The organism is Mesorhizobium sp. LSJC280B00, assembly GCF_000502835.1.
GTDB lineage: Bacteria > Pseudomonadota > Alphaproteobacteria > Rhizobiales > Rhizobiaceae > Mesorhizobium.
The window spans coordinates 72,407-85,093 of record NZ_AYVL01000004.1 but is presented as its reverse complement, the minus strand read 5'-3'; the positions used below and the strand labels follow the sequence as shown (position 1 = coordinate 85,093).

10 protein-coding genes and 1 pseudogene are annotated in these 12,687 nt (G+C 64.4%); 5 read left to right on the top strand and 6 right to left on the bottom strand.

Annotated elements, in window-relative coordinates; all coding sequences use genetic code 11:
• Positions 1-59 precede the first annotated feature (59 nt).
• The 6 genes from gndA to X773_RS46655 all read right to left on the bottom strand — a co-directional run bounded on the left by gndA (position 60) and on the right by X773_RS46655 (position 5,867).
• Positions 60-1,484, bottom strand: coding sequence for an NADP-dependent phosphogluconate dehydrogenase (gene gndA, locus X773_RS46680; protein WP_023675215.1), 1,425 nt, complete (start codon positions 1,482-1,484; stop codon positions 60-62).
• 140 nt (positions 1,485-1,624) lie between these two features.
• Positions 1,625-3,250, bottom strand: coding sequence for a copper resistance CopC/CopD family protein (locus tag X773_RS46675; protein WP_023675214.1), 1,626 nt, complete (start codon positions 3,248-3,250; stop codon positions 1,625-1,627).
• A gap of 56 nt (positions 3,251-3,306) precedes the next feature.
• Positions 3,307-3,825, bottom strand: coding sequence for a YcnI family protein (locus X773_RS46670; RefSeq protein WP_023675213.1), 519 nt, complete (start codon positions 3,823-3,825; stop codon positions 3,307-3,309).
• Between the two features lie 25 nt (positions 3,826-3,850).
• On the bottom strand, positions 3,851-4,387 hold the full coding sequence (locus X773_RS46665; RefSeq protein ID WP_023675212.1) for a copper chaperone PCu(A)C: 537 nt from the start codon (positions 4,385-4,387) through the stop codon (positions 3,851-3,853).
• A gap of 101 nt (positions 4,388-4,488) precedes the next feature.
• Entirely contained in the window at positions 4,489-4,845 is a 357-nt protein-coding gene (locus X773_RS46660; protein ID WP_023675211.1) for a DUF2946 family protein, read from the bottom strand.
• A 119-nt stretch (positions 4,846-4,964) separates the two neighbouring features.
• Positions 4,965-5,867 carry a GntR family transcriptional regulator gene (locus X773_RS46655; protein WP_023675210.1) on the bottom strand — a complete coding sequence of 301 codons (903 nt, stop codon included), beginning with the start codon at positions 5,865-5,867 and terminating at the stop codon, positions 4,965-4,967.
• Positions 5,868-6,123: 256 nt separating this feature from the next.
• Between X773_RS46655 and X773_RS46650 the strand changes: the two genes are divergently transcribed.
• The 5 genes and pseudogenes from X773_RS46650 to X773_RS46630 all read left to right on the top strand — a co-directional run bounded on the left by X773_RS46650 (position 6,124) and on the right by X773_RS46630 (position 12,671).
• A complete protein-coding gene (locus X773_RS46650; RefSeq protein ID WP_023675209.1) occupies positions 6,124-7,629 on the top strand; it encodes an altronate dehydratase family protein in 1,506 nt (501 codons plus the stop codon).
• Between the two features lie 329 nt (positions 7,630-7,958).
• Positions 7,959-8,954, top strand: a complete 996-nt coding sequence (locus tag X773_RS46645) for an ABC transporter substrate-binding protein (protein ID WP_023675208.1) — start codon at positions 7,959-7,961, stop codon at positions 8,952-8,954.
• A 103-nt stretch (positions 8,955-9,057) separates the two neighbouring features.
• Positions 9,058-10,611, top strand: coding sequence for a sugar ABC transporter ATP-binding protein (locus X773_RS46640; protein ID WP_023675207.1), 1,554 nt, complete (start codon positions 9,058-9,060; stop codon positions 10,609-10,611).
• Positions 10,608-11,584: pseudogene (locus tag X773_RS46635) on the top strand (ABC transporter permease). The gene X773_RS46640 and the pseudogene X773_RS46635 overlap by 4 nt, the downstream one beginning before the upstream one ends.
• 70 nt (positions 11,585-11,654) lie before the next feature.
• A complete protein-coding gene (locus X773_RS46630) occupies positions 11,655-12,671 on the top strand; it encodes a zinc-binding alcohol dehydrogenase family protein (RefSeq protein ID WP_023675206.1) in 1,017 nt (338 codons plus the stop codon).
• The last annotated feature ends 16 nt before the right edge of the window (positions 12,672-12,687 follow it).

Genomic DNA, 12,687 nt, shown 5'->3' with positions numbered 1-12,687 from the left:
GCTGGAGATATCTGCCTTCTGACAACCACAAAATTGGGCTCTAGGTCCAAGTCGCGGCGCTAACCCGCCGCCCCACTCCCCCACGGGCCATGGAAAGCACCCTGCCCATCGATGCGCTCGAAGCCGTGCGCGCCGAAGAAATCGCGCTGCGCCTGGATCAGGTTCGAAGTGCCGCGGCCCTGCCGGTAACTGTCGAAATAGGCAAGTGCAGATGACAGGGCCGGCACCGGCGAGCCGGCTTCGGCCGCCCTTGCGACGACACGGCGAAGCGACGGATGTGCCTCCTGCATCAATGAAACGAAAGCCGGCGCCATCAACAGGTTGGTGGCCGCGCCGCCGCCGCCGAAGGCCTCCGCCATCGTATCCAGCAATTGCGAGCGGATGATGCAGCCGGCCCGCCAGATCTTGGCGATGACCGGCATCGGCAGGTTCCAGTTGAATTCCTTCGACGCGCCGCTCATCACCGCGAAGCCTTGCGCGTAGGCGGCGATCTTGCCGGCAAACAGAGCCAGCTCGAGATCGGCGAGCAGGGCGTCCCTGTCTCCGGAAATCTTGCTCACGCCGCCGCCATAGACCTTTTCGGCGGCAAGCCGCTCGTCCTTGATCGACGACAGTACGCGTGCCGCCACAGCCGCCTCGATCGCGGTGGCCGGAATGCCGAGCTGCTGCGCCTCGATCACCGACCATTTGCCGGTGCCTTTCTGGCCGGCGCGGTCGAGGATGATGTCGACCACCGGTTTGCCGGTCTTGGGATCGTCGGCGGCCAGCACCTTGGCGGTGATCTCGATCAGGTACGAGTTGAGCCGGCCCGTGTTCCACTGCGAAAACACCTCAGCGATCTCTTTCGGCCCCATGCCGAGCCCGTCGCGCAATATGCCGTAGATCTCGGCGATCATCTGCATGTCGGCATATTCGATGCCGTTGTGGATGGTCTTGACGAAATGGCCGGCGCCGTCGGTGCCAAGCCACGCCGCGCAAGGCTCGCCCTTGAACTTGGCCGAGATCGCGGTCAGCACCTTTTCGACGCGCTTCCAGGACTCTTCGGTGCCGCCGACCATGATAGAGGGACCGTGGCGTGCGCCCTCCTCGCCGCCGGACACGCCCATGCCGATGAAGGTCAGGCCCGAATCGGTAAGCTCGGAGAAGCGCCGCATCGTATCGCGGAAATTGGCATTGCCGGCGTCGATGACGATGTCGTTGGCCGACAGCACGCCGCGCAATGCCGCGATCTGCTCGTCGACCGGCTTGCCGGCCAGCACCATGATGATGATCGGCCGCGGCGGCCGGATCGCGGCGGCCAGTTCTTCGAGGCTGTAGCAGGGCACCACCCTATCCCGAAGCGCGCCGGCATTTTCGACAAAGGCATCGGTGCGCGCCGCGGTGCGATTGAAGACGGCGATGCGGTGCCCCTTCTCGGCGATATTGAGCGCCAGGTTGGAGCCCATCGTGCCAAGGCCGATCAGGCCTATTTCGGCTTTTTCCATCGTTTCTTCCCTGCTTTCGGATCTTGTTGGTTTGAGCCCGCGATTGGGTTGGACGCCCGTTCTTGATGGCGATGATTGACGGGGGTTCGCGGCCGCGTCAACCGCCTCGCCGAATTGTGTTGCGCGGACCAGCGCCGTCTTCACGGCCTGATGTCGATCGGCGCCTCTATCTTCACCATCTCGAAATCCGAGACCAGGATGTCGAGCCGCGCCGTCCACCGGCCGGCGACCGGGATGACGAGATCGTCGACGCGCCAGGTACCGTCGCCGGGCTTCGTCGCCGGGCGCTTGATGGGTTCGATGCCGGAATCGGGCTTTGACAGCACCAGCGTTACCTGCTTGGCGTCGAGCGGGCCGAAATCGCCGGTCATGATGAAGATCGAAGCGGCAACAGCTCCGGCATGGCCGGGCGCAATGCTGAGGTCGGCCATCGCTTGCAGCGTGTGGATATGCACCGACGCCGGCTGTGCCGCGGCGATCGCCAGCGCGCGCGGCGGCGGCGTGAAGCGCCAGCCGGCGGCAACGCCGAAGATCGCCAGCACGATCAGCAGCTCGATGGCGATCGAGCGGGCCAGCCGCCGCTGGACTTCTGTTTCGCCCGCCTCAGCCGGGGCCGTAAGCTTGAAGCGATTGACGGCGGCGAGTGTGAACAGAAAGACGAGCAGCACCAGCTTGAGCAGCAGCAGCCGGCCGTAAGCGGTATGGACCAGCACCGACGTCGTTTGCACCTGGATGACGGTGAGCACGATGCCGGCTGCCGCAAGCACCGCCACGACGAACAGGATCGCTCGTGAAAACCGGCGCAGCAACGGCCCGGCTTTGTCCGGCTGCCGTTTCAAGGCAAGACCGAGCGGCGCCAGCGCCCCGGCCCAGACGGCGATACCAGTGGCGTGCAGAAACACCATCGGCCGGGTCAGCCATTGCGGCTCGGCGGCACTGGCATGCCCGCTGGCGGCAAGTGCTGCGCCAACGCCAACCAGTCCGGCCAAGGCCAGCGGCTTTGCGTCGGCGGGCGGCACGACCAGCGATAGCAGGCCAAGGCCGAGCGCCATCAGCGCGATCAGCACCGTCCAGCCGAAGCTGGTGCCAAGCCCGGTCTGCCAGATGACCGGCTGCGCCAGCCGGGCAAGCGGCGCGCCGAGTGCATCCAGCCCCTGGAAACCGAGCGACAAGAGTGCGGCGGCCAGCCCGCACAGGATCGCGGCGACGATCATGTTCTGGCCGGATCGGCCGCCTTGCGCCAGCCAGGCCTGCGCAAAGGCACCGCCGACGCCGAAAAACAGGCCGATGTATAGAAAAACCTTGCCGATCCAGATCGCCGTTCGAAGCGCCCGGTCGACAGCTTCGGAGGCGGCCGGCGCAGCACTCGGCGCACCGACCGAGAACAGCACCGAGCCGCCGACCGGATGCCCGTCGGCGGAGATTACCCGCCAGCTCAGCACATGCGTGCCCGACGTCAGCGCCTGCGGATTGTCAATCTCGACGGTCTGGCCGCTGAGCCGGAAAGAGCTCAGCGGGATCGACGTCCCGTCGGGCCGCACCAGCGTCAGCACCAGCGGCGAAACCGGCTCGCTGAAGGTCAGCGACATCTGCGACGGGCTCTGCGCCAGCACCGCACCGTCAGCCGGCTCGGCCTTGATCAGCGCCGCATGGGCGAAGGCTGCGTTTGGCGCGGCAATGGTGGCAAGCAGCACAATCGCAGCCAGCAGGCCTATGGCAAGCCGGCCGGTTGTGCAGGCCGTTCGCAGGATCGATGCCGCGCTCATGTCACCGCCACAAAGACAGCGGCGCGCTCTTTCGGATAGAGCGCGCCGCGTAAGGATCACTTCTTCGGCAGCAGCTTGAGGCCGGGCGCCGGAAATTCCAGCGCGTCCTCAGCCTGCCCGGCCGCCGGAATCTCGATCCAGCGATCGGCAACCCCGTCACATTCCTGCACCACCGGGAAATGCAGCGTCTGGCCTGCCGGCAGGTCGGACGCCAGCGTCGCGCGAAAGACGAATTCGTCGTAGAACTCGTCCGGCAGGCTGCCGGCGCTCCAGTCGATCTCCTTGACGCCGCTGGTCACTGCCTGGCCGTAGAGCTGGTAGGACTTTTCGTATTTGCCGTTCTTGACCTGCAGTGTCCAACCCGGCTTCGGCATCGGTTTGACCGAGAGCACCCCTTCCGGGATCTGCACGCGCAGCGCGGTCGTCGCCTTGCCCTCGCAGCCATGCGGCACCCGAAGAACCGCCTTGTAGGTCGAGCCCACCGCCGCCTCCGGCGTTTCGAGCGTGATGTGGGCAAAGGCCGCGCTGGTCCCGAGGGCAAGAAGCACGCAGCCGGGCAAAAGAGATTTCTTCATGATGCTACCTCTCGAAGCGGCCAAGTCAGTCGTCGTCCTGGGGCGCCGCGCTGCCGATGCCTTGCACGGCGAATTCAATCTGCACGGGCCCGGCTTTCTCGAAGGTCAGCGTGGCGGAGAACGTTTCGCCCTCCTTGGGCTGCCGCTTCAAATCCATGAACATCAAATGATAGCCGTTAGGCGCCAGCGCGACCTTGCCGCCAGCCGGGATTTCGAGGCCGCCGGTGACCGGCCGCATGGTCATGACGCCATTGCTGACGCCCATCTCGTGCAGTTCGGCCTTGGCCGAAATGTCGGAGGTGATCGACAGCAGGCGATCCGGCGCACTGCCGGTGTTGGTGATGGTGAAGTAGCCGCCGGCCACCTTGGCGCCGGCTGGCGTGGCGCGCGACCAGGGGTGCCCGATCTCGAGATCGCCAAGCTTGAACTCGTGTGCCAACACCGTCTGGGCGCTGGCGAACAGGAGGGCAAGAACGCAAAGGGCGATGCCGAGACGCTGCTCGAAACTACCCAGTGCGAAGCGCCTGCGGCTGGATGCGGCAGCGCGAAAAGAGTGAGACATGATTGCTCCGTGGACTTTAAGGGGGATCGCGCCGATTGCCGGTCGCGAACGATGTCGATAAACGCGCCGGCAAAGCGCTGCGCGGCGCGAACCAGAACGGATCAGGCCGTCGCCGGTGGTGCACGCGGATTGGACGGAGTGCGGGCGCGGGCGAAATCGCGATGCCGGAAGGCCGGCAGGAAAAAGGCGATGGTTTCGATGGAAAGGCTGCGAGCCAGGCTCCCGGCTGCATCCAGCGGCGCGTAGACCGCCGAAACGAGATTGCAGCCAAGCATGCAGCAAGCCGGCATGTGCTGCTGATGCGGATCGCCGGCGGGGAGTTGCGCCGCACCGTCATGGGTGCAGATCGTGTTGCCGAAAGCATCGAATTGCGAGGCGTTCGGCGCGACGCCGGAAGCAAACGCGCCGAATATCGACTGGAGCATGAAAAGCCACGCCGCGGCGAACGCGACCGGCATGCTCCATCGTCTCCGGCGTATGGTCAAGAACCAGCCTCTTCACGCAGCAACGTCAGCTCTCTAGCACGGAGCCGGCGGCCGGAAAATCGCCAAAACGTTGCTGCGGCAACGCAACACAATCACGCGCGTTGCGGCTGCCTGCCCTCGGGAATGGACGTCAGCAGCGTGTGGCGGGCCGATTTCAGGTGCTTGCGGCAGGCGGCGTCGACCTTGGCGAGATCGCGCGATTTGAGCGCGGCGATATAGGCGAGATGCTCCTGGACCGCGACTTCGTTGCGCTCGCGCTCCTGCGCCTTGTTCCACTGGTAGTGGTAGTGGAAGATCATGGCGATGACGTCGTAGAAATCGACGATGAAGCGGTTGTGCGACGCCCGATGGATCAGCCGGTGAAAGCGCTCGTCAAGCTCGGAGAATTCGTTGAAGCGCACGGCGATCTCGCGCTCCAGCCGGTGATGCTCGTCTTCCAGGCGGTCGAGGTCGGTCCACACCGGGCTGTCCTCGGGCAGAGCGGCAAAGGCTGCGGCCGAGCGCAGTTCGAACATCTCGCGGATTTCGGTCAACTCCAGCGCGAAGGCGCGGGTAAAGCCTTTCAGCACCCAGTGGCTGTTGCGGCGCTTCTCGATCAGCCCGAAGCGCGAGAAGCGGATCAGGAATTCGCGCACGCTGGTGGTGCCGACGCCGATCTCACGCGCCAGTTCGAGCTCGTTGATCTGCATGCCGGCTTCGGCACCGCTGGCAAGCAGCCGCCGCATGAAGGAGCGCTCGATGATCTCGGCCAGCGTGTCGGTTTCTTCCTCGGGGAAGAAATCGTCCGGTCGCGGTTCGCGCAGGACCGTCTTGCTGCGCTTGTTCCAGTCGATCAGCCCGGTTTCTTCCATGCGCGCAAGGATAGTGCGGACCGTCGTGCGGCTGACGCCGAGCAGCGTACCCAGCTCCGGCTCCGAAGGCAGGCTCCTGGTTTCGTCGAGCAGCCTCAGACCGCGATTATAGGCGTCCTTGTAAACGTTGTTGCTCTTCGACATCCCCTGCCCCGTGGCGCATCTGCGTTTGCGGCCAGTGTGAAGCGTTTCTCGCGCATGAAACCGGTACCTTTTCGGAAAACATCATGCGCAACGCTAGTTTTGGTTGTAGAGCCTACTTCTCGCATCCAAAAGACGCGTCGCGCTCTGGCGAAAAAACAATTGACGCAAAAATGTTTTTTCACGATAAAAGACATTATATGTTAAGAGCCGCGTGTCAATCCGCTCGCGCACCCAGGAACACACCCAGGAAGCTCCCGTGAACGCCGCAAACAGCATTCTTCTGTCTCCCGCCGACAATGTCGCGGTCGCCAATGGCCGCATCGAGATCGGCACCGTGCTGCCGGGCGGCGCCGTCGCCGCCGCAGTGATCGAGCCGGGCCACAAAGTGGCGATCAAGCCGATTGCGGCCGGCGAGGCCGTGGTCAAATACGCCCAGGCGATCGGCCGCGCCACGCAAGACATCGCGCCCGGCGAGCATGTCCATTCGCACAATCTGGTCTTCGAAAGCGGGCGTTTGCCGGTGGTGCCGCCGAGCGAGGCAGTGCATGCGACTGAGGCCGACCGCGCCCGCACCTTCATGGGCTACCGCCGCGCCGACGGCCGCGCCGGCACGCGCAACTTCATCGGCATTCTCGCCAGCGTCAATTGCTCGGCCACCGTCTGCCACGCCATCGCTGACGCGGCGAACCGCACGCTTCTGCCGCAATATCCCGGCATCGACGGCTTCGTCCCGATCGTCCACGGCCAGGGCTGCGGCATGAGCGCCACCGGCGACGGCATGATGGTGCTGCATCGCACGCTGGCCGGCTACGCCCGTCATCCGAATTTTGGTGGTGTGCTGATGGTCGGGCTCGGCTGCGAGGTCAACCAGCTCACCCTCTACGGCCAGAAGGGCGTTGCCGCGGGAAAACGTCATTTCAACATCCAGGAAGCCGGCGGCTCGCGCAAATCGGTCGAGAAGGCGTTGGTCGTGCTGGCCGAGATCGCCGAGGAGGTCGGCAAGCTTCAGCGTGAGCCGATCCCGGTCAGCGAGATCGTCGTCGGCCTGCAATGCGGCGGCTCCGACGGTATGTCCGGCATTACCGCCAATCCGGCGCTGGGTGCCGCGGTCGACATTTTGGCCGGCGTCGGCGGTGTCGGCATCCTCTCCGAGACGACGGAGATCTACGGCGCCGAGCACCTGCTCGCCTATCGCGCCGCCACCCCCGAGATCGCCGCCAAGCTCGACGGTTACGTGAAATGGTGGGAAGACCATGTCGCCAAACATGGCGCTTCCATCGACAACAACCCCTCGCCGGGCAACAAGCGCGGCGGCCTGACCACCATCCTGGAAAAGTCGCTCGGCGCGGTCGCCAAGGGCGGCCAGACGCCGCTCAACGGCGTCTTCGGCTATGCCGAAAAGGTCATCGGGCACGGGCTGGTGTTCATGGACACGCCCGGCTACGACCCGGTCTCGGCCACCGGCCAGGTGGCGGGCGGCGCCAACGTCATCGTCTTCACCACAGGCCGCGGCTCCTGCTTCGGCTGCCGGCCGACGCCGTCGATTAAGGTCGCCAGCAACTCGACCATGTATCACACGATGGAAGAGGACATGGACGTGAATTGCGGCGTCATCGCCTCGGGCGAAAAGACCATCGCCGGCATGGGCCGCGAGATCTTCGAACTGATCGTCGAGACGGCTTCGGGCCGCAAGACCAAGAGCGAAGAGTTCGGCTACGGCGACAACGAGTTCGTGCCTTGGCATCTCGGAGCGACGCTCTAAGCCGGACATGCGCAATAGTCGCGAACACCGGACGTGATCGCCAGGCGTCACAGTTCCAACGCTCCCGAAAAAGAATGAACATTCCATATTGACTGGATGATGGAATTAATATTCCATGCGACGTATTGGAGGAGATTGGCAGCGGAGTTCCGAGGGAGCAAGCTTTCCCGCCCAGCCATTCGAGCGGCCATCAAACATCGCTTGCGCCGACCGAGGTGATGCACTATCAAAATGCGGTAAATGTTTTTTATTGATAAAGTTCCGTTTGGGCCGCGCCATCCGAATGGAGCTTCCGTAACATTCACCGGGCGACTTAGGGAGGACTCCTAATGAAATTCGTGACCAGCATTCTCAATCGCCGCGCCTTCGTGGCACTCGCAGCCGCCTCGATGCTTGCCGGCGTGATGCATTCGGCGCCGGCATCCGCGGCCGACGCGACCATTCCGATCATCGTCAAGGACACCACGTCCTTCTACTGGCAGATCGTTCTGGCCGGCGCCCGCAAGGCCGGCAAGGATCTCGGCGTCAACGTGCCGGAGCTCGGCGCCCAGGCCGAGACCGACGTCAACGGCCAGATCTCGATCCTCGAAAATGCCGTCGCCGGCAACCCGGCGGCCGTCGTCATTGCGCCGACCGAAGCCAAGGCGCTCGGCAAGCCGATCGACGAGGCCGCCACCAAGGTCAAGATCATCGGCATCGACTCCGGCGCCGACTCCAAGGCCTTCACCTCGTTCCTGACCACCGACAACATCCAGGGCGGCCGCGTCGCCGCTGACGGCCTTGCCGCAGCCATCGGCGAAGCCAATGGCGGCAAGGTCGAGGGCGACGTCGCCCTGATCACCGCGCTTCCGGGTGCCGGCTCGCTCGAACAGCGCGCCCAGGGTTTCAAGGAACAGCTCGCCGCCAAATATCCCGGCCTCAAGCTGGTCGCCGACAAATACGCCGACGGCCAGGCCACCACCGGCCTCAACATCGCCACCGACCTGATCACCGCCAACCCCAACCTCAAGGGCATCTTCGCCTCCAACCTGATCATGGCGCAGGGCGTCGGTCAGGCGATCGCCGAGAACAGTCTTGCCGGCAAGGTCGGGCTGGTCGGTTTCGACAGCGACGAGAAGCTGATCAAGTTCCTCAATGACGGCGTCATTTCGGCTCTCGTCGTTCAGGATCCGTACCGGATGGGCTATGACGGCATCAAGACGGCGCTCGCCGCCTCGAAGGGCGAGAAGGTCGAGGCCAATGTCGATACCGGCGCCAATTTGGTTACCAAGGCCAACATGAAGGATCCGAAGATCGACGCGCTGCTCAACCCGAAGCTCGACTGAGCATAGCCGCAAGTGAACTGTTTCCGGGGCCTTTCGCCCCGGAAACATCCCACTCGTGCCAATCGCGAGGCCAATCTTTGGGGGCCAATCTGGGAGGATTGTCATGATGTCGACGGCGCAGGAACTCCATCCGGCCCCAACGCTGGAACCGGGCAGGACCATCCTCGAACTCCGCGGGCTGGAAAAGCGCTATCCCGGCACCCATGCGCTGAAGCCGGTCGATCTCGCCTTCAAGGCCGGCGAGATCCACGCCATCGTTGGCGAGAACGGCGCCGGCAAATCCACCCTGATCAAGCTTCTTACCGGCGTCATGCCGCGCACCTCCGGCGACGTCATCTGGGAGGGCAAGCCTGCCGCATTGGCAACGCCGCATGAGGCGATGGCGCTCGGCATCAATGCCGTGCATCAGGAAGTCGTCCTGTGCCGCCATCTCACCGTCGCCGCCAACATGTTCCTCGGCGAAGAGGATTCCCGCTTCGGCATCCTGCAGCAGCGGGCGATGATCAGGCAGGCGCAGAAGATCATCGACGATCTCGGCTTCGACCTGCCGGCGCATGTCATGCTGGGTGACCTGACCATCGGCCAGCAGCAGTTGATCGCCGCCGCCCGCGCCACCGTGCGCGGCACCAAATTCCTGATCTTCGACGAGCCGACCGCCTATCTTACCCGCAAGGAGGCCGACCAGCTGTTCACGCTGATCCGCCGGCTGAAGGGCGAAGGCGTCACCATCATCTACATCAGCCATCGCATGGAAGAAGTGTTCGAGCTCGCCGACCGCGTCTCGGTGCTGCGCGACGGCACGCTGGTCGGCACCAGGAACATTGCCGAGACCAATGACGCCGAGCTGGTCAAGATGATGATCAACCGCTCGATCGAGCAGGTCTACCACAAGGAGCATTTCACCCCCGGCGCGACCATCGTCGAAACCAGGAACCTGTCCGGCAAGGGTTTCGAAAATGTCTCGATGTCCGTCCGTGCCGGCGAGATCGTCGGCCTCTATGGCCTGATCGGCGCCGGGCGCAGCGAGTTCGTCACCACGCTCTATGGCCGGCACCGCAAATCGGCCGGCCAGATCCTGTGGGAGGGCAAGGAGGTCAAGGTCAATTCCGAACATGACGCGATCAGGCTCGGCATGGCGCTGGCCCCGGAAAGCCGCCGCGACCAGGGCCTCTGCCTCAACCTGCCGGTCGGACTCAACCTCAATCTGCCGATCTACAAGCGCATCTCGAGCAATCTGCTGATCTCCCGCGCGCAGGAAAAGGCGCAAGCCGATCGCCAGATCGCCGACCTGCGCATCAAGACGCCGACGCGCGGCGCGCTGGCCTCCAGCCTGTCCGGCGGCAACCAGCAGAAGATCGTCATCGGCAAATGGCTCGCCCACGGCGCCAAGCTATTCATCTTCGATGAGCCGACTGTCGGCGTCGATGTCGGCACCAAGGCCGAGATCTACCGCCTGTTCGGCGCGCTGTTGTCCAAGGGAGCCGGCATCATCCTGATCTCGTCCTACCTGCCCGAGGTCTATGAGCTCGCCGACACGCTGCACGTGTTCCGGCGCGGCAAGCTGGTGGCCACGCATGGGTTTCGTACCGCTGATCACGAGGAGATCCTCACCCAGGCGCTGGCCGAGAAACAAGAAAGACCGGGAGGGAAGATATGAGCACCGAGGCGATCGCTGCCGAAAGGCCGAAACGCAACTACAACGCCCTGTTCGGGCTGACACTGCTGGCGCTGCTGGTTCTTTTATGGATCATCCTGTCGGTGGCGACGCCGAGCTTCGCCTCCGCCAACAACATCTCCAACCTGTTACGGCAAGGGTCGATGATCGCCATCCTGGCGGTCGGCCAGACCTTCGTCATCATCACCGGCGGCATCGACCTTTCCGTCGGCGCCGTGGTCGGCTTCGCCACCGTCATCGTCGCGATGCTGATCAACGCCGGCACACCGGTTTTCCTCGCCATCCTGATCACCTTGCTGGTCGGCGTCGCCATCGGCATGTTCCATGGGTTCGGCATCGTCAAGATGGGCCTGCCGCCCTTCATCATCACCCTGGCAACGCTGACCTCGCTGCGCGGCATCGGTCTGTTGATGACCAATGGCAACTCGATCTCGATCAACAACGACGCCTTCCAGACGTTCTCGCGCAGTTCCTTCGCCGGCGTCCCCAATCTGTTCTGGATGGTGATCCTGGTCGGCATCCCAGCCTACATCTTCCTGCACCACAGCCGCTGGGGCCGCTATCTGTTCTCGGTCGGCTCCAACGCCGAGGCGTCGCGCCTGTCAGGCGTCAACGTCCAGCGCACCATCTACATGGCCTACACGCTGTCGGGCCTGTGTGCGGCCTTCGTCGGCGTGCTGCTTGCCTCGCGCATCGGCATCNCATCGGCATCGGCAATCCGACACAGGCCGAGGGCTGGGAATTGCAGGCGATCGCCTCCTCGGTGATCGGCGGCACCTCGCTGTTCGGCGCTGTCGGCTCCGTGCACGGACCGCTGCTCGGCGCCTTCATCCTTGCCACCATCAACAACGGCGCCAATCTGCTCAACGTCAACGCCTTCTGGCAGCGCATCATCACCGGCGTGCTGATCATCGTCATCGTCTATTTCGACGGGCTGCGCCGCCGCGGCAAATAGACTGCCTCCCAATAACCGCCGGCCTCGCGACAGCAGGGCCGGCGGTGCCATGAACCGACTGGATTGAAGCATGAAAGCCGTCGTCTGCCGCTCGCCCGGCGAACTTGTCCTCGAAGACCGTCCGGCGCCTGGCGCGCCCCCCGCCGGCTGGGCGCTGGTCGCCGTCAGCCATGTCGGCATCTGCGGCACCGACTATCACATCTTCGAAGGCAAGCACCCGTTCCTCGCCTATCCCCGCATCATGGGCCACGAGGTTTCCGGCACCGTGATCGAGGTTAGTGAGGACGTCGATCTCGCCGTCGGCGAAGCGGTGATCGTCAATCCCTATCTCGCCTGCGGCAAATGCATCGCCTGCCGGCAAGGCAAGCCGAATTGCTGCGTCAGGATCGAGGTGCTCGGCGTCCACCGCGACGGCGCCATGTGCGAGCAGATCCTGGTGCCGGCGCAAAATCTTTATCCGGCAAACGGCCTGTCGCTGGCCGATGCCGCCGCCGTCGAATTCCTGGCGATCGGCGCCCATGCCGTGCGGCGCTCGCTCGCTGATCCAGGTGCGCGCACACTGGTCATTGGTGCCGGCCCGATCGGGCTCGGCACGGCGCTGTTCGCCCGCATCGCCGGGCTCGACGTGACGCTGCTCGACATGAGTGCGGAGAGGTTGGGTTTCGCCGAAAGCGAACTCGGCTTCGCGACCCTCGACGGCTCGCGGGGCGCTGCTGCCGACCTGGTGCGGGAAGCAACCGGCGGCGACGGCTTCGACGTGGTTTTCGATGCCACCGGCAACACCCGGTCGGTGCAGTCGGCCTTCGCCCATGTCGCGCACGGCGGGGCGCTGGTCCTGGTTAGCGTCGTCAAGGACGACATCGCCTTTTCCGATCCCGAATTCCACAAGCGCGAGATGATGCTGATCGGCAGCCGCAACGCCCTGCGTGCCGATTTCGACCATGTCGCCGCCTCGATCCGCAACGGCGCGCTGCCGCTGACAAAGCTGGTCACCCACCGCACCACGCTTGGCGAGACGCCGCACGACCTCGCCCGCTGGGCGCATGAGAAGTCCGGCCTGATCAAGGCCGTCATTCAAGTCGGATGATGCCAGGGCTGCCGCA